This window comes from Dyella sp. 01N448, assembly GCF_056399225.1.
The window spans coordinates 138,591-159,057 of sequence record NZ_JBFTQX010000004.1; the positions used below are offsets into that span (position 1 = coordinate 138,591).

The 20,467-nt window shown below is 65.4% G+C and carries 17 protein-coding genes; 14 read left to right on the forward strand and 3 right to left on the reverse strand.

The window, feature by feature from the left end; all coding sequences use genetic code 11:
• Positions 1-145 precede the first annotated feature (145 nt).
• The 14 genes from AC1DKY_RS09020 (at position 146) to hrpB (ending at position 17,285) form a co-directional block, all read left to right on the forward strand.
• Positions 146-2,815, forward strand: a complete 2,670-nt coding sequence (locus AC1DKY_RS09020) for an ESPR-type extended signal peptide-containing protein (RefSeq protein ID WP_441602801.1) — start codon at positions 146-148, stop codon at positions 2,813-2,815.
• A 133-nt stretch (positions 2,816-2,948) separates the two neighbouring features.
• Positions 2,949-3,122, forward strand: coding sequence for a hypothetical protein (locus tag AC1DKY_RS09025; RefSeq protein WP_441602802.1), 174 nt, complete (start codon positions 2,949-2,951; stop codon positions 3,120-3,122).
• Positions 3,123-3,413: 291 nt separating this feature from the next.
• Positions 3,414-5,147, forward strand: coding sequence for a type II secretion system ATPase GspE (gene gspE, locus AC1DKY_RS09030; RefSeq protein WP_441602803.1), 1,734 nt, complete (start codon positions 3,414-3,416; stop codon positions 5,145-5,147).
• A 162-nt stretch (positions 5,148-5,309) separates the two neighbouring features.
• Positions 5,310-6,527: a type II secretion system inner membrane protein GspF gene (gene gspF, locus AC1DKY_RS09035; protein ID WP_441602804.1), complete on the forward strand. Its 1,218-nt coding sequence runs from the start codon at positions 5,310-5,312 to the stop codon at positions 6,525-6,527.
• Positions 6,528-6,568: 41 nt separating this feature from the next.
• Positions 6,569-6,994 (forward strand): type II secretion system major pseudopilin GspG, encoded by a 426-nt coding sequence (gene gspG / locus AC1DKY_RS09040; protein WP_441602805.1) that lies wholly within the window; start codon positions 6,569-6,571, stop codon positions 6,992-6,994.
• 2 nt (positions 6,995-6,996) lie between these two features.
• Positions 6,997-7,488: a GspH/FimT family pseudopilin gene (locus AC1DKY_RS09045; protein WP_441602806.1), complete on the forward strand. Its 492-nt coding sequence runs from the start codon at positions 6,997-6,999 to the stop codon at positions 7,486-7,488.
• Entirely contained in the window at positions 7,485-7,880 is a 396-nt protein-coding gene (locus tag AC1DKY_RS09050; protein WP_441602807.1) for a type IV pilus modification PilV family protein, read from the forward strand. Before AC1DKY_RS09045 ends, AC1DKY_RS09050 begins: the two co-directional genes overlap by 4 nt.
• Entirely contained in the window at positions 7,877-8,560 is a 684-nt protein-coding gene (locus AC1DKY_RS09055; protein WP_441602808.1) for a prepilin-type N-terminal cleavage/methylation domain-containing protein, read from the forward strand. The genes AC1DKY_RS09050 and AC1DKY_RS09055 overlap by 4 nt, the downstream gene beginning before the upstream one ends.
• On the forward strand, positions 8,557-9,417 hold the full coding sequence (locus AC1DKY_RS09060; protein ID WP_441602809.1) for a type II secretion system minor pseudopilin: 861 nt from the start codon (positions 8,557-8,559) through the stop codon (positions 9,415-9,417). The genes AC1DKY_RS09055 and AC1DKY_RS09060 overlap by 4 nt, the downstream gene beginning before the upstream one ends.
• Positions 9,414-10,574, forward strand: a complete 1,161-nt coding sequence (locus AC1DKY_RS09065; protein ID WP_441602810.1) for a PilN domain-containing protein — start codon at positions 9,414-9,416, stop codon at positions 10,572-10,574. The genes AC1DKY_RS09060 and AC1DKY_RS09065 overlap by 4 nt, the downstream gene beginning before the upstream one ends.
• Complete coding sequence (gene gspM / locus AC1DKY_RS09070) at positions 10,571-11,200, forward strand: type II secretion system protein GspM (protein ID WP_441602811.1); 630 nt, start codon at positions 10,571-10,573, stop codon at positions 11,198-11,200. Before AC1DKY_RS09065 ends, gspM begins: the two co-directional genes overlap by 4 nt.
• Positions 11,197-11,922 carry a hypothetical protein gene (locus tag AC1DKY_RS09075; protein ID WP_441602812.1) on the forward strand — a complete coding sequence of 242 codons (726 nt, stop codon included), beginning with the start codon at positions 11,197-11,199 and terminating at the stop codon, positions 11,920-11,922. The genes gspM and AC1DKY_RS09075 overlap by 4 nt, the downstream gene beginning before the upstream one ends.
• Before the next feature lie 4 nt (positions 11,923-11,926).
• Positions 11,927-14,368, forward strand: coding sequence for a type II secretion system secretin GspD (gene gspD / locus AC1DKY_RS09080; protein WP_441602813.1), 2,442 nt, complete (start codon positions 11,927-11,929; stop codon positions 14,366-14,368).
• Positions 14,369-14,768: 400 nt separating this feature from the next.
• Positions 14,769-17,285 (forward strand): ATP-dependent helicase HrpB, encoded by a 2,517-nt coding sequence (gene hrpB, locus AC1DKY_RS09085; RefSeq protein WP_441602814.1) that lies wholly within the window; start codon positions 14,769-14,771, stop codon positions 17,283-17,285.
• Positions 17,286-17,347: 62 nt separating this feature from the next.
• On the opposite strand, the gene AC1DKY_RS09090 is transcribed toward hrpB, so the two are convergent.
• The 3 genes from AC1DKY_RS09090 to AC1DKY_RS09100 form a co-directional block, all read right to left on the reverse strand.
• Complete coding sequence (locus AC1DKY_RS09090; protein ID WP_441602815.1) at positions 17,348-18,739, reverse strand: sugar porter family MFS transporter; 1,392 nt, start codon at positions 18,737-18,739, stop codon at positions 17,348-17,350.
• A 64-nt stretch (positions 18,740-18,803) separates the two neighbouring features.
• Positions 18,804-19,709 (reverse strand): SMP-30/gluconolactonase/LRE family protein, encoded by a 906-nt coding sequence (locus AC1DKY_RS09095; RefSeq protein WP_441602816.1) that lies wholly within the window; start codon positions 19,707-19,709, stop codon positions 18,804-18,806.
• Complete coding sequence (locus tag AC1DKY_RS09100) at positions 19,706-20,467, reverse strand: SDR family NAD(P)-dependent oxidoreductase (protein ID WP_441602817.1); 762 nt, start codon at positions 20,465-20,467, stop codon at positions 19,706-19,708. The genes AC1DKY_RS09095 and AC1DKY_RS09100 overlap by 4 nt, the downstream gene beginning before the upstream one ends.

Here is a 20,467-nt window from a genome sequence, read left to right on the forward strand (position 1 = left end):
GAACGAACCATCTTGTGCGGCACTTGCGTGCGCGGTTTGCGCGCGCGGCTCTGCGCATCACTACATAGACGGACGACATGGAATTCGTCCCGCCGCTGGCACGTCATAGGGCGAGTTCCATGCCGCTCCCATCAGGAGCAGTTGAATGAACAAGATCTACAGCAAGGTCTGGAATCGGTCTCTCGGCAAGCTGATCGTTGTATCGGAGTTGGCAAAGCGAAACGGCACAACCGGTTCAAGGCAGGTATCGGGTGTGATCCCGTCGATAGGCGTCGCGTTGCTGCTGGCGACGATGTCCGCAACGGCCGGTGATGCCCCCCAAGAGAAGGTCGGGTACGAGACCATCCTAGCCAGCAGCAGTCCCACGCACGTTGCGAATATCGATATGCACGCTAGCGGCAACACGGACGTCGCCGGTCATCTCATCGATGCCAATGGCGCCACCGACGGCAGCGAAGATGCGGCCGCGACGGCCACGCACGCACTGGCCGTTGGTGCCATGGCCAAAGCAAACGCCATCAATAGCGTTGCCGCTGGCTATCAATCGGAGGCGGGCGGTGAAGAGAGCATGGCCGTCGGTACCAACAGCACGGCTGCTGGCGCTCGCAGTAGCGCGGTGGGTTCCCATAGCCTTGCCGATGGCAGCGAGAGCACCGCCTTGGGTGCGGGCAGTGTGGCCTACGACGACAACAGCATGGCCTTGGGTGCGAAGGCAGTGGCGCAGGGCAAGGGCGCGTCCGCCATCGGTAGCGGCGCAAGCACCAATGCGGACTTTGCCTCGGCGATGGGCTATGGCGCGTACGCCAATGGCGTCAGCAGCCTCGCGCTGGGTGTCAACACGGCGGCCAACGGGGCCCGTGCGATTGCCCAGGGTTTCCGTGCCATCGGTGACGGTGACGACAGCGTAGCGCTCGGCACCAACAGTCATTCGGTGGGCACTAACTCGATGGCACTCGGTGTGGGTACGAGCTCGTTAGGTGCGCAGAGTGTCGCGCTGGGCAAAGGCGCGCGGGCGGAATTGAACAACAGCATGGCGTTGGGTGTGGAGGCTTATGCGGGAGGTGCCAATTTGCTCGGTGCCCCCGAGGCCGGTGGTGCCGTTGCCATTGGCTATCAGGCCCAGGCCAACGGTGCCGGCAGTGTCGCCATTGGTCGCTACAGTTTTGCCAATGCCCCGGATTCGGGTACCGCCTACGGCGTGGCAATCGGTGACGCCAGCATCGCCGGTGGGGCCGGCAGCTTGGCTGTGGGTCACGGTGCGCTGGCTTCATCGGACCTGGACCAGGCCATGGGCACTGGCGCCCGGGCCGACGGTGGGGACGGCAAGCGCAATCTTGCCATTGGCAACAACGCTTCGGCCGGTACTCTCGACGGCGCCAGCAAGATAGGCGATGTGAGTGACGCGATGGCTGTGGGCGCTTCCTCCCAGGCATGGGCAAATCGCGCTCAAGCCATCGGCGTGAACGCGTCGGCAGTGGGCGAGGACAGTGTGGCTGTCGGCCCCAACAGCGTCTCTGCGGCCATTGAAAGCACCGCAGTCGGCGCCGGCAGCGCGGCTTTTGACAACAACAGCACCGCCATGGGCAGCAACGCCGTGGCTCAGGGCATCGGCTCGTCGGCGTTTGGCAGTGGCGCCGGCACCAATGCCACTTACGCCACGGCCATGGGCTACAACGCTTTTGCCAATGCAGCGAACAGCGTGGCGATCGGTGTAAACGCGGTGGCGAAGGCGGCAAACAGCGTTGCCCTGGGCGCCTATTCGGTGTCGGATCAGGCCAATACGGTATCCGTGGGCACGATGGGCGGCGAGCGTCGCATCACCAACGTGGCTGCAGGCATGGGCGCCACGGACGCCGTCAACATGTCGCAGCTAAACAGCGTTGTCGCCAGCGCCAATAACGCGTTGGCCGGCGCCGTGATGTACGGCGATGCAGGCAAGTCCACCGTGGCGCTCGGTGGCGCAAGCGGCACCGTCGTCACCAACCTGGCCAATGGCACGCTGGGCAACGGCAGTACCGACGCCGTCAACGGCGGCCAGCTATTCGCTACCAATCAAGCGGTGGACAAGCTCGGCACGCGCGTGGGCAAGGTGGAAGCCACCATCGCCAACGTCAGCAACCTGAGCACCGGCCAGGCCGGCATGTTTCAGGTCAGCGGAACCAACGCTGCCGCGCCCACGGCGAGCGGAAACAACGCCACCGCCGGCGGCGCATCGGCCCTCGCATCCGGTGCCAACAGCACGGCCATCGGCAGCAGCGCGCAAGCCAAGGCGACCAATGCCGTGGCGCTGGGCAGCAACTCAGTGGCCACGCGCGACAACTCGGTATCCGTGGGTTCGGTGGGTCATGAGCGGCAAGTCACCAATGTAGCAGCGGGCGTGCAAAAGACCGACGCGGCAAACCTTGGGCAGGTGCAGGAAGCCCTGGTCACCGCCAAGACCTATGCCGATGCCGGCGACCAGAACACGCTGAGATCGGCCAAGGCCTATACCGATACCAAGCTGACCGGATTCACCACCACCGGCGATTTCAACGCCTTCCGTGACCAGGTGAACCAGCAGTTCCACACTGTCAACACGCGATTGGATCGCGTCGGTGCGATGGGGAGCGCCATGGCCGGCATGGCGGGCGCGATCGCCGCCGCACCCAATACCGAGAATCGCGTCAGTGCAGCGGTGGGCGGCTATAGCGGACAGAGTGCACTCGCCGTGGGCTACTCGCATCGTCTACCGGGCAACGGTGCCGTGCTGCTCGGCGGCTCCATCGCGGGCGGCGGCGAATCCAGCGGCACCGTGGGCGTGAGCTTCGGTTGGTAGTGAGGGGCAGGCAGCCGGCGTTCGACTGACGCCGGCTGCCTGGCTGGGTGTCGTCGCGCCTCAGGGCGATGCCCGCGCGTGGAACCAAGGAGCCGCCATGTTGTGTCTTGTCACGACTTTGAAGGGACTTGCCATGGCTGCGCCCGTCTTGCTGGCGACGGCGATCGTCTGGCGAGAAACGACGGTGCGTACCGAGTTGGCGGGTTCGCTGGCCGAGGGCATGGTCCTGGCCGTCGCCTGCATGTTCTGGCGCCCCGTGATGAAAGAAACCGGGCGCTCCCCGCGATGGCGCAAGGGTCGACGCTAGCCAGGTCATCGCTGCCGTCGCCATCCACCACCCCGCGCTGCCGTTTTGCACCCGGCGTGGCGGTGAGTTCTTGCGAATCGGCGATCGAGCCGGTACCTCGCAGCCGTGCCCATTGGCGCTGCCCGTCCTTTGCATGAATCGCGGAACACTGGCCGCGCGGTGTGGTCCGAACCAGTGAGCCGAGGTGAGAAACCGTGCTCGCGCGCGTATAGGCGGGTGTGTTAACAATGCGCCTCCGGTGCCGTTGGGGGCGACGTCCGGGTTGGAACCAGTCTTGAAACGGGGTGATGCATGTCGGCAGTCGCTAAGCCGGCGGCCAACGCGGAGGGTGCGGCAACGGAAGGCCGCGAGGTAGCGGTCTGTTCGCTGCTGGTCTCCCGTGGGCGGCTGAAGGAGTCGGATCTCGTCCGTGCGCGCCGTCTTCACGAAGAGTCGCCCGATGGCACGCTCACGGGCTTGATGGCCCGGCTGGGCCTGGTCTCGGAGCGCGATCTGGCTGAGGCCTGGTCCGAATTGCTCGCGATTCCCTTGCTGGCGGCCCGCGACGCGCCTGATATGCCCCCGGCCGAGCTCGACGTGTCCGCACGCTTCCTCAAGCAGCAGCATGTCGTGCCTGTCCGGGTGGGCGAGGACGGGCTAGGCCTGGTCGTCTCCGACCCCGCTGATCCGTATCCGCTGCAGGCCATCCAGCTGGCGGCCGGTCGGCCGGTGGCGATGCGCATTGGCCTGCGCTCGGAGATCGACGACCTGATCGAGCGCTACTACGGCACCGGTCGCTCGGCGATGGGCACCATTGTGGAGAACCTCGACGGCAGTGCCGCCGTGGAAGACGACGTGGAGCATTTGCGCGATCTTGCCTCCGAGGCGCCGGTGATCCGCCTGGTCAATCTTATTCTTCAGCGCGCGGTCGAACAGCGCGCCTCGGACGTGCATATCGAGCCGTTCGAAAATCGCCTGAAGGTGCGTTATCGCATTGACGGTGTGCTGCATGAAGTGGAAGCGCCGCCATCGAGCTCCACTGCCGCGGTGATTTCGCGCGTGAAGATCATGGCCAAGCTCAATATCGCCGAACGCCGCCTGCCGCAGGATGGGCGCATCCAGTTGCGCGTGCAGGGCAAGGAGCTGGACCTGCGCGTGTCCACCGTGCCGACCAGTTTTGGCGAATCGGTGGTGATGCGTATTCTCGACCGCGAATCGGTGGTGTTCGATTTTGCGTCGCTGGGCTTTACCGACAACTTCCAGCAGCGTTTCGTCGATGTGCTGGAGCGGCCGCACGGCATCCTGCTGGTCACTGGTCCCACCGGTTCGGGCAAGACCACCACGCTGTACACGGCGCTGTCGCAGATCAACACGCCCGACGTGAAGATCATCACGGTCGAAGATCCGGTGGAATACCAGATCGAAGGCATCAACCAGATCCAGGTGAAGCCGCAGATCGGGCTGGATTTTGCTGGGGCTTTGCGCTCGATCGTGCGCCAGGATCCGGACGTGATCATGATCGGCGAAATGCGCGATCTGGAGACGTGTCGCATCGCGATCCAGTCGGCGCTCACCGGTCACTTGGTGCTCTCCACGCTGCACACCAACAGCGCCGCCGGTGGCATCACCCGTCTCTTGGACATGGGCGTGGAGGATTACCTCCTGGGTTCCACCGTCAACGGCATTCTGGCGCAGCGCCTGGTGCGCCGACTGGATCCGGAGACCGCCATCCCTTATGACGCGCTGCCCGAAGTCATTGAGCAGTTCGAGTTGCACAAGTACACCAACGAACGCCCGATTCGTTTGTGGAAACCCGGCACCAGCACGACCAATCCCACCGGCTATCGCGGCCGTCGCGCCATCATGGAGTTCCTGGTGATGACCGATCCGCTGCGCCGGCTGGTGATGCAGCGCGCCGATGCAGGCGAGATTGAACGCCTCGCGCGCAGCGAGGGCATGCGCACCATGTACGAGGATGGGATCGCCAAGGCGGTAGCGGGCGTTACCACGCTTGAGGAGGTGTTGCGTGTTACGCAGGAAGGCTGACGCGATTGCACTTGCTCCCTCTCCCCTGCGGGAAGAGGGCTGGGGTGAGGGGCGGGTGCTCGCGGAAACGCGGCTAAGTGTGACCACGCCTGTTGCTGCTCTATCGCGAGCACCCGCCCCTCACCTCAATCCTCTCCCCGACGGGGAGAGGAGGTTAGTCGCATGACCCAATTCCGCTACCGCGCCGTTAGCGCCGCCGGCGAAATGCTGCAAGGCCAGATGGAAGCGGCCAGCCTCGACGAGGTGGTGAGCCGTCTGCAGGACCAAGGCCACACGCCGCTCGATGCGCGCGCCGCCGACAGCGGCGCCGCCAGCGGCGGTATGGCCGGCTGGTTCAAGCGCGGCGCCTTCACCGGCGATCAGCTGGCGCAGTTCACCCACCAATTGGCCACTTTGCTCGGCGCCGGCCAACCGCTGGATCGCGCGCTCGGCATCCTGATGGATCTGCCCGAAGGCGCCAGCGCCAAGCAGCTGATCGAGCGCGTGCGCGACCGCGTGCGCGGCGGCACGCCGTTGTCGCAGGCACTGGATGATGAGCACAGCGTGTTCCCCAAGCTCTACATCAGCCTGGTGCGTGCCGGTGAAGCGGGCGGTTCGCTGGAAGACACCCTGCGTCGCCTCGCCGACTATCTGGAGCGCTCGCAGCAGCTGCGCGGCAGCATCATCAACGCGTTGATCTATCCGGCCTTCCTGATGGTCGGTGTGCTCGGCTCGCTGCTGTTGTTGCTCGCCTATGTGGTGCCGCAGTTCGTACCCATCTTCGACGACATGCAGGTGCCGATTCCGTTGATCACCCAGGTGGTGCTCGCGATCGGCAACACCTTGCAGAGCTGGTGGTGGGCGCTGCTGATCCTGTTGATTCTCGGCGTACTGATTGCCCGCTCGCGCTTGCGCGATCCGGCGGCGAAGCTGGCGTGGCACACGCGCCTGCTCACCATGAAGCTGGTCGGCCCGCTGCTGCTCAAAGTGGAGACGGCACGCATCGCCCGCACCCTCGGCACCTTGCTCAAGAACGGCGTGCCCCTGCTGACCTCGCTCGGCATTGCCCGCCAGGTCACCGGCAACAAGGCCTTGGATCTGGCACTGGCGCAGGCCTCCGAGCAGGTGAAGGAAGGCGCCGGCTTGTCGTTTGCGCTCGCCCAGGCGCAGCGCTTCCCGCGTCTTGCCTTGCAGATGGTGCAGGTGGGCGAAGAAGCCGGCCAGCTCGACACCATGCTGCTCAAGGTGGCCGACACCTTCGAGCTGGAAAGCCGCCGCGCCATCGACCGCCTGCTGGCGGCGCTGGTGCCCGCGCTCACCATCGTGATGACGGTGATGGTGGCCTTCATCATGGCGGCCATCCTGCTGCCGATGCTCGATCTGACCAGCCATATCCAGTAATCCCTTTCTAGAGCTGCTTTCGAACCACGATGAGGTACCCCATGCGACAAAGGACTTTCGGCCGTCATACGGCAGCGCGCGGTTTCACCCTGCTGGAAATGCTGGCGGTGATCGTGCTGATCGGCATCATCGGCGCGGTGGTGGTGACCCAGGTCGGCAAGAACGTCGACAAGGGCAAGTACGGCGCGGGCAAGGCCCAGCTCACCACGCTCAGCCAGAAGATCGAGAACTATGCGCTCGACAACGGCGCCCCGCCGCAGCAGCTGCAGGACCTGATGGTGAAGCCGGCCAACGCGCGCAACTGGCAGGGGCCGTATGCGAAGGAGTCGGAGTTGCACGATCCGTGGGGCCATGAGTTTGGCTACAAGGCCCCCGGTGATCACGGTGCCTTCGACTTGATCTTCTACGGCCAGGACGGCAAGCCCGGCGGCGATGGCTACAGCGCTGACGTGGGCAACTGGCAGTAAGCATGCGAGGGATATCGCCACGCACGTCAACCCACTGCACTTCGGGTGCGGCGCGTGGCTTTACCCTGCTCGAAATGCTGGCCGTGATTCTGCTGATCGGCATCGCGGCGGCCGCCGTCGCGGTGTCGGTGACGCAGGGCCTGGCCAGTGCGCGCGTCAACGCCGCGAGCGGTGAACTCGCCGCTGCGCTGCGCGGTGTGCGCACGCAGGCCATCGTGCACGGCAACGAACACACCTTCGATGTCGATACACGCGATAACACCTATCGCGCAGACAACGGTCCCAGCGTGCGCCTTCCCTCGGGAATGCGCCTAGGGATCACCAGCGCGAAGGAAGACCAGGTCAACAGTTACACCGGCCGCATCCGCTTCTTCCCCGATGGCAGTTCCACCGGCGGCCACATCACGCTGCAGCGCGAGCGGCGCCAGTGGCGCGTGAATGTGTCGTGGCTCACCGGTGCCGTCAGCGTCGCTGACGTGAGTGCAAAGCGATGAAGCGGCACGCGCGCGGCTTCAGCCTGCTCGAAGTCGTGGCGGCGACCTTGCTGCTCGCGATTGCATTTACGGCCTTGCTGAAAGTGGCGGGCGGCTCCATCCAGCTCACCCGCAATGCGGACGACCACAGCCAGGCCGCGATGTGGGCGCGCTCAATGCTCGATACCGTGGACATCACCACGCCTCTGCAAGCGGGTAGCACCGAAGGTCGCTTCGACGCGAACTATCGCTGGCGCCTGGTGGTGACGCCGTGGAGTCAGGCGCCGGTTGGTCAGAACATGCCCGTACGCGTGCTGAAGCTCGACCTGGATGTGATCTGGGGACCATCGGTGCACCCGCGTTCGGCGCATTTCAGCACTTTGCGTGTGCTCGGTCCGGCGAGGACCTCATGAAGCATCACGCCGTCCATCGTGCACGCGGCTTCACCCTGCTGGAGGTGCTTGGCGCATTGGCGCTGTTCGCCATCCTGCTGCTGGGTGTCTATTCCGGTGTGCGCACGGCCACGCATACCGTGCGCTCCGGCGAGGCGTCGATCGAACGCATGGACGAAGTGCGCTCGGCACAGCAATTCCTCAGGCGTGAACTGGCGCAGGCGCGCGCCGTGCCGCTGGCGCACACCGACAAGGGCGATCCGCTTTACTTCAAGGGCGATGCGCGAGAGCTCAAATTTGTCGCGCCGCTGCCCGGTTATCTCGGCAAGCTGGGGCCGCAATTGCAGCAGCTGAAGCTGGTGGATAACCGCGACGGCACCTCGCGGCTGGAAGCGAGCTTTGCGGTCATGCCGCCCGATGGCAGCGCACCCAAGCCGGTGGGCGATCCTGAAGTGCTGGTGGATCACATCCGCGGCGGCAAATTCAGTTATCGCTCGGCCGATGCGCAGGATCGCGCCGGGCAGTGGAGCGACGAGTGGGATGACACGCGCGCCATGCCGCGCATCGTGCGCGTCGCCCTGCAGCTGGATGGCACGACTACGTGGCCTTTGCTCGATGCGCCGATCCGCGTCGACGTGACCGCAGTGCAGGGACAGGCCGTGGATCTGCTGCAGGGCCTGCAGCGCCGGAGCACGCAATGAACGCGGCCTTGCAGCGCCAGCGCGGTGTGGCCCTGCTGGTGGTGCTGTGGGCGTGCACGCTGCTGGCCATCCTGGTCGGCGGCTATGCGATGTTGGCGCGCACCGAAGGCCTGCAGGCGCGCTATCAGTTTGCGCAGACCCAGGCGCACTACGCGGCGGAAGCGGGGGTGATGCGCGCCATCTATGCCTTGCAGGATCCGCAGCAGGACCAGCGCTGGGTGCCGGATGGCCGCAACTATCCGTTTGCGTTCGATGGCGCCAAGGTGATCATCAGCATCATCAGCGAGACCGGCAAGGTCGATCTCAACGCCGCCACGCCGGATGTGCTGCAGAACTTCTTTCGTGCCGCCGGCATGTCCGACATGGACGCGCAATCACTGGCCCGCAATATCGTGGACTGGCGCAGCTTTTCCTATACACCCGCGGGCACGGTGCCCAATGCCGCCTATGCCAATGCCGGGCTGGACTACGGTCCCCGGCACGGGCCGTTTGGCACCGTCGAGGAGTTGCAGATGGTGCTGGGCATGACTCCCAAGACGTATCGCGCGGTGGCCTCGCAGGTCACGCTGTGGTCGGGCCGGCCCTCGCCCGATCCGCAGACCGCGCCGGCGCTGGCCCTGGCCGCCGTGCCCGGAATGACGCCGCAGCAGGCCCAGGCCATAGCCGCGTCCCGTGGCGCTGGTCCGCAACAGCCGGGCCTGGTCGCTATACAGGGAGTAACGGATAGTATTCGTGCGGAGGCCACGCTGGCTGACGGTACGCGCGCGATCCTGCGCGCCACGGTGCGATTACAGGGCATACGCCCGGGCGCATTGCCGTATACCGTGCTGCGTTGGCAGGAGGGAGAGGGCGAGTGAATACGACAACGCAGCCGCTGCAGTTGCAGTTCGATCGCGCACGTCGTGCGTGGCGTGGCTCGCCCATGCCGCGCTTTTTTGCGTGGTGGGGCAGTGAGCTGCAGGGGCTGTTGCCAGCATCCTGGCACAGCCGCTTTGGCGGCGGCCTGGCCTGGTATCTGCTCCAGCTGGAAGGCGACGAATGGACGGTGCGCAAAGCTGGCAGCAGTCAAGTGCTGGCGAGCTGGAGCAGCCAGCTCGATCCCGCCAGTCAGCAGGTGGCCTTGGCCGATGCGTTGCGCGGCATCGATGCCGAAGACCTGCGCATGGCGCTATGCCTGGATCCCACCCATGTCCTTCGTCCGCGCCTGAACCTGCCGCTGGCGGCGCGCGACAATCTCACCCAGATCGGCGCCTTCGAGATGGATCGGCAAACGCCGTTCCGCGTCGAACAAGTGCGCTACGACGTGCGCGAAATACGCGCACCCGCACCGCCGGGGCGTTTCGCCGCAGAACTCGTCGTGGTGCCGCGCCAGGCGCTGGATCCCGTACTGGCCAAACTCGCCGCCTCGGGTTTGCAGGTGGATGCCGTGGATGTGTCGTTCGGCGCGGATCGCCTGGGCGCGAACCTGCTGCCGGCGGAACTCGCCCTGCGCCGCAAGCATCCGCGGCAACGACTGAATTTTGCGCTGGGTGCTGCAGCGATGGTGCTGTTGCTGCTGTCGCTAGTGCAGTTCCTGCATAACCGCGCCAGCGCACTGGACCAGATGCGCGGCGAAGTGGAAGCGATGCGCGCGGATGCGCAGCAGGTGGCCGGACTGCGTCAGCAATTGCAGGACAACGCCGGCGCTGCCGGTTTTCTTGCCGAACGCAAGAAGCGCACGGTATCGGCGCTCGGCGTCTTGCAGGACATCAGCCAGCGACTGCCCACCACGGCGTGGCTGGAGCGTTTGAGCATCGACAATAGCGGGCAGGTCGGTTTCCAGGGCCAGAGCCCACAGGCGGCGCGTCTGGTGGATGCACTCAAGGGCTCACCCGTCATCACCGATGCGAACTTCCAGGGCACCATCCAGGTCGACCCTTCGACGGGCAAGGAGCGCTTCTACATGGTGGCGCAGCTGCGCAAGCCCAACGATGCCAAGCCCAAGGCGCCGGCGGCTTCAGGGAGCGCACCATGAAGATGACGACGCTCAAGCCGCGCGAAAGCCGCATCGCGGCGGTGCTGTTGCTGCTGGTCGTGTTGGTGGTCGCGTACTTCGCGCTGCTGCACTGGTGGTTCGTCGCGCCGCTGCAATCGATCCACGCGGAGATGGACGACCTGCGCGACACGCATGCGCGCTATGCCGCCGCCATCGCCGAGAAGCCGCAGCTGCAGCAACGCATCGCCGCGATGGGCGCAGGGCAGGCCGCCAGTCACGCCTTCCTGCCGGAAGATGATCCGAACGCCGCCGCTGCCGGTTTGATGCAGCGCGTGGTCGATGCGGTGGCCGCGCATCCGCAGGGCGGTTCGTGCGATGTCACGCAGAAAATGCCGGTGACCAATCCACCCGCCGCGCCGGACGAGCCGTATCGCAAGGTGGCGGTGAGCATCACCCTGCGCTGCGATGTGCAGCCGCTGGCCGAAACGCTGCACGATCTGGAGCAGGGCACGCCGTACCTGTTCGTCGATGACCTGAGCATCTACCGCAATCCGGTGGCGGCGATGCAGCAAGCCGCGGCGCCGTTGGAAGTGCAATTCACCTTGTCCGGCTATGTGCGCCAGCCACGCGCGACGAACGGCGACACGCAGGGAGCCGCGCCATGAACGCCGCCGCCCAACGTCGCCTGACGCCTGTGCTCGGCACGGTGGCCGTGCTGTTCGGTGCGCTGCTGCTGGTCTTGCTGGCCGGTGTGGGACGCGGCGTGTCCTGGGGCGCCCAGCGCCCGGCGGCGCCTCTGCCACCGACGCACGACCAGGGCCTGCCGCCGCCCGTGCCACTGGCGCAGTTCTCCGCCGTGTGGACACAGCCGCTCTTCAGCAACGACCGCAAACCGACGATGCATGCCGCCGCCGGTGGCGCGAGCCTGGGCGACATGCAGCTCACCGGCATCATCCTCACCCCGCCGCTGCACATGGCTTTGCTGCGCGACAAGAGCGGCGAGCACGAAGTGCGCGTGCGCCAGGGGGATGCGCTGCCCGATGGCAGCTGGCGCCTGGTCGATCTGAAGCCGCGCTCGGCCGTGTTCGAATCGGGCACTGGCCGCACCGAACTGCAATTGCCGGCCGGTGCGCCGATCGACATGCCCAAGGCCGACGGCAATGCGCCGCCGGCCCCGCCACCGCAACCGGGCATGGCCGTCGGCCCGGTGCCGGCACCGCAAAGCGGACCGATGTTCAATACCGCCAACCCAACGAATACGCCCAATCCTGCCTTGCAGTCGCCCAACGGGGTGGACGCGCAGGCCGATCGCATTCGTCTGTTGAAAGAAGCCATCCAGAAGCGCCGCGCCCAACAGCAGGCGGCGCCCCCCCAGGGAGCCCATTAAAGCCATGTCCATCCAGCGCACGCCGCGGTTGACCCGCATCAGTACGCTCACCCTGGCCCTGTGGCTGGCCGGTTGTCAGACGCTGCCGCCGCCCCGGAGCGACGACGGCGCGTTGCAGCGCGAGGCCATGGCCGGCACCGAGAAGCCGGTGCCCCCACCGTTACCGTTGAACACACGCAACACCACGCCCGATCAGGGTGTCACACCCAAGCCGCAACTGAGCGAAGGCAGCGGCCAGTTTGTGCGCGCCACCGGACTCAGCCAGCCGCGCAAGGCGGCCAGCGGCGACGGTGCGGTGACCTTCAACTTCGAGAACCAGCCGGTGCAGGCGGTGGTGAAGGCCATCCTCGGCGACCTGCTCAAGCAGAACTACACCATCGTGCCGGGCGTGCAGGGCAATGTGTCCTTCTCCACCTCCGAGCCGGTGGACAGCAGCCAGGCGATTCCGATTCTGGAAACGCTGCTGTCGTGGACCAACAACGCGTTGGTGATGCGCGACGGTCAATACGTGGTGATGCCGGCCAAAGACGCCGTGGGCGGCAACCTCGTGCCCAGCCTCAATGCGGTGGCACCGCAAGGTGGCCTGCAGGCGCGCTTGTTCCCATTGCGCTTCATCTCGGCTACCGAGATGCAGAAACTGATCAAACCCTTCGCGCGCACCGACGCGGTGCTGTTGGCCGATCCCTCGCGCAACGTCATCGTGCTCTCGGGCACCACGGCGGAGCTGGACAACTACCAGCGCACCATCCACACCTTCGACGTGGACTGGCTGCGCGGCATGTCGGTGGGCGTGTTCAGCCTGCAACATGCCAACGTGAGCGAACTCGGTGGGCAGCTCGATCAGATGTTCGGCCCCAAGGGCGACACGCCACTGGCCGGCATGGTGCGCTTCCTGCCGATCGAACGCACCAACGCCATCGTGGTGATCAGCAGCCAACCGCAGTATCTGCAGGAAGTGGGTGACTGGATCACCCGGATCGATCGTGGCGGCGGCAATGAGCCGGAGTTGTTCGTCTACGACGTGCGCAACCTCAAGGCGTCGGATCTGGCGCAGTACCTCGGGCAGATCTACACGCGCGGTAATGGCGGCGGCAACGATGCCGGCAAAGTCGGGCCGGGCCTCACCGGTTCCACGTTGGGCACCGACAACGCCAGTGGCAATGCCAGCGGCATGGGCAGCACGGCGGGCAGCTTCGGCAGCTCGCCCAGCGTCAATGGCGTGGGCGGAGGGTTTGGTAACGCCGGTGGCTTTGGCGGCACGGGAACGACGGGTACGACCGGCACCACGGGCGGCTTCGGTACGACGGGAACGGGCACGGGCGGTGGTTTCGGAAACACGGGCGGCAGTGCCGCCGGCGGCATGTCTTCGTTTGGTTCCAGCAACAATGCCAGCGGCAACAACAGCGCCGGGCAACAGTACGTCTCCGAAGATGGTTCCATCCGCATCGGCTCGGTCGACTCCAACAACCAGCTGATGGTGCGTGCGCGCCCGTCGCAGTGGAAGGAGATCGAAGAAGCCATCAAGCGCCTGGACAACGTGCCGCTGCAGGTGCAGATCGAGATGCGCATCCTCGAGGTGGATCTCACGGGGCAGCTGGAGTTTGGTGTGCAGTGGTATCTGCAGGGCCTGGCCGGCAGCACGCCCAGCTATGACAGCAACGGCAACGTCAACGGCGCGACCAATATTCCGCCAGGCGCGCATCGTCAGATATCGCTGGGTTCGGGTGGCAACCAATACGCAGGCGAGCCGCTCTTCTATTCTTTCCTGAGCACCAACGGCAAGTTCCAGGTGGCCATTCGCGCCCTGGAAACCAATGGCAACACCAAAACCTTGTCGGCGCCGTCGCTGGTCGTGCTCAACAATCAAGTCGCACACATCCAGGTCGGCGATCAGGTGCCGATCAATCAGACGTCCATCGTGACCGGCCTCAACACCACCGGATCGACGGCAAGCAGCGTCAGCTATATTCCGACGGGCGTCATTCTTGACGTGCAGCCGCGCGTGAATCCCGGCGGGCTGGTGTATCTGAATGTGCAGCAGCAGGTGAGCAACACGACCGGCTCAGCCAACTCGCAAGGCAACTTCACCATCCAGCAACGCGCCGTGGGTACGCAAATCGCCGTACAAAGCGGCCAGACTGTTCTGCTCGGCGGCCTGATCCAGCAAAACGAGAACAGCACGGATACCGGCATCCCCGGTCTCAATCGGGTGCCAATCATTGGTCGGCTGTTTGGCACAACCAATCACAACCGCAACCGCACCGAACTCATCGTGCTGATCACGCCGCGCGTGATCACCAGCAGTGAAGAAGCCAAGCAGGTGACGGACGAATACCAGCGCAAGTTTGAATCGCTGGCGCCGTTGCGGGCGACGGGTACTGCAGCGGGCGGGGCGGCAGCGCCCAGTCCTGGCGCGGGGGCGGCGAGTACGACGGCGCATCCGTAAACGGGTTTCTCTCTTTCCTGCGGGCGGCCTGAAAATGCCGCCCGGCGTTTTGCAGGCCTGGCACACCTCTTGTAGGAGCGCACTTGTGCGCGACCAGCCTACGGAGCGGAGCGCCGCAGCGTTGCGGTCGCGCACAAGTGCGCTCCTACAGTGGATGGCACCGGCTTCGGGTCGTGGATCAACGGCTGCAGACCGCCATTTGTGGGAGCGCACCCTGTGCGCGACAGACCTACGGAGCGGTACACCCATGCGCGGCTGTCGCGCACAGGGTGCGCTCCCACAGACAAGCGGGTGCGCCCGGTTTTGACTGTGTCATTCCAACACCGTCATGCATCGCAAACGCGCGAACAGGCAAAAGCCACCCACGCGACGCCAATCCGCACCCCGCTATCATCCCCTGATGAACACCGTCTCATCCTTTCCCATCACCCCCCTCCTGCCCGAGATCACAAGCTCCCTCGCGGCACATCCGCGCCTCGTGCTCGAAGCGCCGCCCGGGGCCGGCAAGACCACCCAGGTGCCATTGGCGCTGCTCGATCAACCTTGGCTCGCCGACGGCAAAATCCTGATGCTCGAACCGCGCCGCATCGCTGCGCGGGCGGCGGCGCAGTTCATGGCCAGGCAGCTGGGTGAGGAGGTGGGGCAGACGGTGGGGTATCGGATTCGCTTCGAGGCGAAGGTCAGCGCGGCTACGCGTGTTGAAGTGGTGACCGAAGGCATCCTCACGCGGATGATCCAGGACGATCCCGAGCTCACCGGCATCGGTGCGATCCTGTTCGACGAATTCCATGAGCGGCATCTCGCCGGGGATCTGGGTGCCGCGTTTGCGTTGGACATACAGGGCACCTTGCGTCCGGCGCTGCGACTGGTGGTGATGTCCGCCACGCTCGATGGCGAGCGCATCGCGCAGTGGCTCGATGCGCCGCGGATCAGCAGTCCGGGTCGCAGTTTTCCCGTGCGGGTCGAATATCCCGCCGCTCGCGCGCAGGAGACCACCGAGCATCAGCTGGCGCGTGTGGTGCGTCAGGCCCTGGAGGAAAACCCCGGCGACGTGCTGGCGTTTCTGCCCGGCCGTCGCGAGATCGCGCGCACGCAGGCTGTGCTGGCATCGTCACTGGACGAGAACATCGACATCGTGGCCTTGCATGGCGAACTGTCGATGGCCGAACAGCAGGCCGCGTTGAGTCCGGCGGAGCCCGGTACGCGGCGTGTGGTGCTCGCCACCAATGTTGCCGAATCCAGTGTCACGCTGCCGGGCATCCGTGCGGTGGTGGACAGCGGGCTGGCGCGCGAGCCGCGCTTCGATCCCAACTCCGGCTTCACGCGGTTGGAGACGGTGAATGTCTCGCAGGCTTCGGCCGATCAGCGTGCCGGTCGTGCCGGTCGCGTCGCCGAAGGGACGGCGTACCGCCTGTGGCCGCAAAGCAAACGACTGGATCCGTCGCGCACGGCCGAGATGGCGCAAGCCGAGTTGTCGGGGCTTGCCTTGGAACTCGCCGCATGGGGCATCACCGCGAACAGCGGCAACACGCTGCCCTGGCTCGATGCGCCGCCCTCGGGTGCCTTGGCGCAGGCGCGTGAGTTGCTCGTGCAGCTGACTGCGTTGACGGCAGATGGGCGCATCACCGCGCTCGGTCGCCAGATGCTCGAACTCGGCGCCACGCCACGGCTGGGTGCGGCGGCCTTGCGCGCCGAGCCTGAATTGCGCGCGCTGGTCGCCGATCTGCTTGCCTTGATGGAAGCGCGCTCGCCCCTGCGCGGTGAGCAGGCGCGCAGCGATGACTTCCGTGCCCGCGTGAGCGCGCTTCATGTGTGGCGCGATCGTCACACCGCGGGCGCGCGCGGTGGTGCGGACGCCGGTGCGCTTGCGGCCATCGAGCTGGCGAGCAAAGGTTGGCGTCGTCGCCTGGACATGCGTTCGGCGGCAAGCGGTGTGCCGGACAGCCATGCCGTGGGCGATTTGCTCTTGCATGCGTTCCCGGATCGCGTGGCGCGCCGCGACGACAACAACCCGCTGCGTTACACGCTAGCCAATGGTCGTGGTGCGCGCCTGCACGAGAATACTGCGCTGCACGGCGAGCCGTGGCTGGTGGCGCTGGACCTGCGCTTCGAGGCGCGGGACAGCCTGATTCTCGCGGCCGCGCCGATCGATTACCGCGTGCTGGAGCGGGACTACCCGGCGCAGTTCAAACGCGAACGCGCCTTGCGCTGGAACGACGAACGCAACGCGGTGGAAGCCTTCGACGAACACCGCTTCGCCAACATCGTGCTGGAACGACGCAGCGTGCCGGTGAAGCCTGAAGACGCGCTGCCGGCATTGCTCGCCGCGGTGCGGGCGAAAGGCATCGATACCTTGCCGTGGAGCGATAACGCCAGACGCTTGCGCGCACGCATGCAGGCTTTGCGTGGATGGGTGCCGGAACTGGGTCTGCCCGATATCTCGGATACGGCGCTGCTGGATACTTTGGAAGACTGGCTCGCCCCGTATCTCAACGGCAAGCGTCGCCTCGACGCCTTGAGCGCGGAAGAACTCTCGCAGGCGCTAGGCTCTTTGTTCGATTACGAGCAACGCCGCCAGCTTGATGCGCAGGTTCCGGAAAGCCTGACTGTGCCCAGCGGCATGACGCGTCGCCTCGAATACGCCGAAGGCGAAGCGCCGGTGCTGGCAGTGAAGCTGCAGGAATTGTTCGGACTGGCTGACACGCCGCGCGTGGCGAACGGACGCATTCCCGTCACGTTGCACCTGCTCTCGCCCGCGGGTCGCCCGATCCAGGTCACGCAGGATCTCAAGGGCTTCTGGGAGCGCACCTACCCTGAGGTGAAGAAGGAATTGAAGGGACGCTACCCGCGTCATCCCTGGCCGGATGATCCGTGGACGGCCGCGCCGACGCATCGGGCCAAGCCGCGCGGCACCTGATAAAAAAGGCTGCCGACCTTTCGGTGCGGCAGCCTTGGTCAGACGCAGCTTTCAACTAAAGATCAGCGGCCGATCTCGCGCAGCCGCTTGCCGCTCATCAGGTTGCGCTCGATCTGCTCCAGCGTCACGCCCTTGGTCTCCGGCACCAGCCAGAACGTCACCAGGATGAATACCGCGTTGAGCGCGGCATACAACCAGAACGTGTGTGCATTGCCGATGCCGTTGAGCAGGCTCAGGAAGGTGAAGCCCACGATCATGTTGCAGATCCAGTTGGTGAAGGTGGAGCAGGCGATGCCGAAGTCGCGGCCCTTGAGCGGCTGGATCTCCGAGCACAGCGTCCACACCAGCGGGCCGGCGGACATGGCAAAACCCACGATGAAGATCAGCAGCATCGTCACCGTGAAGATCTGCGCACCATGGTCGTGGATGCCGTTGTTCATCATCGTACCCACGACACCCAGGCCTACGGCCATCACGGCAAAGCCGGTGTAGAGGATGGGCTTGCGGCCCCAGCGGTCGATCAGCGCGATGGCGATGAAGGTGGCCAGCACATTGGTGAGGCCGACCAGCGCGGTAAACCACATCTGCGCCGAGGTGTCGTAGCCCATTTCCTTGAAGATGCGCGGCGCGTAATACATCACCACGTTCATGCCGGTGAACTGCTGCATCAGCTGCAGCAGCACGCCCAGCCACACCGAGCGACGGAAGTTGCGGTTGTCCTTGAACAGATGCCAGCCGCGTTGCGGGGTCTTGAGCTGCTCTTCGATATCAGCGGCCTCGCGCGCCACCACGACGCTGTCGCCGCGCAGGCGCTGCAGCACTTCGATCGCCTCGTCGCGGCGACCGCGCATCATCAGCCAGCGCGGACTATCCGGCAGGAACATCACGCCGAGCAGGAACAGCACGCCGGGAATCGCGATGATGCCGAGCATCCAGCGCCAGGCGCCGTTGTAGCTCAATGCGGTGTCCGAGAGAAACGCCACCAGGATGCCGATGGTGATCATCAGCTGATAGGTGGAAATCATCGCGCCGCGGATGCGCTCCGGCGCCACTTCGGCCAGATAAAGCGGTGCAGTGAACGTCGCCAGGCCAATCGCCAGGCCGAGCACCACGCGCGCGGCGATCAGCGTTTCCGGCGACCACGCGCCGCCCGACAGCAGCGAACCGAGGATAAACAACACGGCACCGAGGATCAGCGAGCGCTTGCGGCCCAGCGTGGCCGACAACCAGCCGGCGCCTACCGCACCGACGGCTGCGCCGAACATCATCGAGCTCACGATCCATTCGATCATGTGGTCGCTGACTTTGTATTCGGCCTGGATGAATTGCGTGGCACCGGAAATCACGCCGATGTCCAGGCCGAACATGAGGCCCGCCAACGCGGCGAGCACACAGGTGAAGATGATGGTGACCTTGGCTTGCGCCGAGGCTGGCGAGATGACTTGGGCATTCATGGAAAAACTCCCCCGCTGGCGATAGTGGTGCCTCTAATGGGCTGGTGTGCTTGAGCCGCGGTCCCTAGGCGGCAGCGATGACGTGTGGCGGCGGCCCGGCGAAACGCGGTTCGGGCAAGCCACGAAAACCTGCATCGGCGACGAACAACGCGCCGGCATAGGGTTGAGCAGCGAGCGCGGCCTCGTCGAGACCGTCGCGCGCACTGGTGATGTACAGCGTCGAAAAATCCGTGCCGGCGAAGGCCGGTTTGGTGGGCTGCGATGCAGGCACGTCGATGATGCGGTCGAGCTGGCCCGCCGGCGTGTAGCGCACCACGCGGCCCAATCCCCATTGGGCGTTCCACAGGCCGCCGTCGCGATCGATGGCTGAACCATCGGGTTCGCCGCGTGCATCGTCCAGCGTCACGAAGTGGCGCACGTTGGATACCTGATCGCCGTAATCGCAGCACTGGATGGTGCGCGTGGGCGAATCGCAGAAATACATCGTGCCGCCATCCGCACTGAACGCGATGCTGTTGCTGATCGCCACGCCCGGCAAGGGCAGGCGCTCCAGCGACAAGTCATGATTGAGACGATAGAAACCACCCACCGGTTTCTTTGGCCCACTTGCGGGCTCATGCAATGTGCCGAACACAAAGCGGCCCTGGCGATCGCAGCCACCGTCGTTGAGTCGGGTGGGCAGTTCGGCTTCCACGTCGGTGATGCCAACGAACGTGTGTGTGGATGGATGAAAGAACGCCAGACGCGATGCCAACCCCAGCAGCAGCCAGCCGTCCGCTTCGCACAGCGCAAAACTGCCGAGGCGCTCGGGCATGCTCCACTGGTGAAGTGCACCGTCGTGCGGGCGGTAGCGCCACAGCGTACTGGCGTGGATATCGGTCCAGTACAGCACCTGGCCGCGATCGCACCAGGTGACGCCTTCGCCCAGCGTGTTGTGCACCTGCATGGCGACAGCGGCGCGGATGTTCATACCCAGCCACCGTCGACGATGAAGTCCTGGCCGGTGCACATGCGGCTGTCGTCGGCGGCGAGGAAAAGCGCCGCACGTGCCAGATCGTCGGCCATCAGATAGCCGGGCAGGCACTGCACGCGGGCAATCTCCGCTTCGCCTTCGGCATCAAGCCACAGGCGACGCTGCTTCTCGGTGATCACCCAGCCGGGCACCAGCACATTGATGCGGATGCGGTCGCGGCCCAGCTCCCGAGCGAGGCCATTGACCAGGCCGTGTACCGCGGATTTCGCCATCGCATACATCGGATAGCCGGCGTTCTTCTTCATCCAGCCGGTGGAACCCAGGCAGATCACCGACCCGCCGCCCAGCGAACGCATGTCGTCGCGCACGGCCTGCGTGGCGAAATATTGATGGCGAAGATTGATCGCCATGTTCTGCTCGAACTCGGCTGCCGTCGTGCTGCCGAATTCGTGGCGTACGTCGTTGGCCGCATTGTTCACCAGCACGCCGATGGGGCCGTGCACTTCACGCGCCGTCGCGATGGCGGCTTCCAGCGCGTCGAGCTGGGTGACGTCGCAACGTACGAACAAAGGGCGATGTGCGCTGGCGGCGAGACCTTCCACAAGTTGCTCGCCATTGGCCTGATCGATATCGATGAACGACACCCGCGCGCCCTGTTTCGCGAAATGCTCCACGAAGGCCGCGCCGATGCCGGTGGCGCCGCCCGAGATGAACACGTGGCGGTCGATCAGGCTGGGATAGCTCGCGTACGCCAT

Excerpts from the sequence above, each read along its gene's own strand:
- AC1DKY_RS09020 (WP_441602801.1), top strand. The coding sequence starts at position 146 with ATGAACAAGATCTACAGCAAGGTCTGGAATCGGTCTCTCGGCAAGCTG.
- AC1DKY_RS09025 (WP_441602802.1), top strand. The coding sequence starts at position 2,949 with ATGGCTGCGCCCGTCTTGCTGGCGACGGCGATCGTCTGGCGAGAAACG.
- gspE (WP_441602803.1), top strand. The coding sequence starts at position 3,414 with ATGTCGGCAGTCGCTAAGCCGGCGGCCAACGCGGAGGGTGCGGCAACG.
- gspF (WP_441602804.1), top strand. The coding sequence starts at position 5,310 with ATGACCCAATTCCGCTACCGCGCCGTTAGCGCCGCCGGCGAAATGCTG.
- gspG (WP_441602805.1), top strand. The coding sequence starts at position 6,569 with ATGCGACAAAGGACTTTCGGCCGTCATACGGCAGCGCGCGGTTTCACC.
- AC1DKY_RS09045 (WP_441602806.1), top strand. The coding sequence starts at position 6,997 with ATGCGAGGGATATCGCCACGCACGTCAACCCACTGCACTTCGGGTGCG.
- AC1DKY_RS09050 (WP_441602807.1), top strand. The coding sequence starts at position 7,485 with ATGAAGCGGCACGCGCGCGGCTTCAGCCTGCTCGAAGTCGTGGCGGCG.
- AC1DKY_RS09055 (WP_441602808.1), top strand. The coding sequence starts at position 7,877 with ATGAAGCATCACGCCGTCCATCGTGCACGCGGCTTCACCCTGCTGGAG.
- AC1DKY_RS09060 (WP_441602809.1), top strand. The coding sequence starts at position 8,557 with ATGAACGCGGCCTTGCAGCGCCAGCGCGGTGTGGCCCTGCTGGTGGTG.
- gspM (WP_441602811.1), top strand. The coding sequence starts at position 10,571 with ATGAAGATGACGACGCTCAAGCCGCGCGAAAGCCGCATCGCGGCGGTG.
- AC1DKY_RS09075 (WP_441602812.1), top strand. The coding sequence starts at position 11,197 with ATGAACGCCGCCGCCCAACGTCGCCTGACGCCTGTGCTCGGCACGGTG.
- gspD (WP_441602813.1), top strand. The coding sequence starts at position 11,927 with ATGTCCATCCAGCGCACGCCGCGGTTGACCCGCATCAGTACGCTCACC.
- hrpB (WP_441602814.1), top strand. The coding sequence starts at position 14,769 with ATGAACACCGTCTCATCCTTTCCCATCACCCCCCTCCTGCCCGAGATC.
- AC1DKY_RS09090 (WP_441602815.1), bottom strand. The coding sequence starts at position 18,739 with ATGAATGCCCAAGTCATCTCGCCAGCCTCGGCGCAAGCCAAGGTCACC.
- AC1DKY_RS09095 (WP_441602816.1), bottom strand. The coding sequence starts at position 19,709 with ATGAACATCCGCGCCGCTGTCGCCATGCAGGTGCACAACACGCTGGGC.
- AC1DKY_RS09100 (WP_441602817.1), bottom strand. The coding sequence starts at position 20,467 with ATGGCGTACGCGAGCTATCCCAGCCTGATCGACCGCCACGTGTTCATC.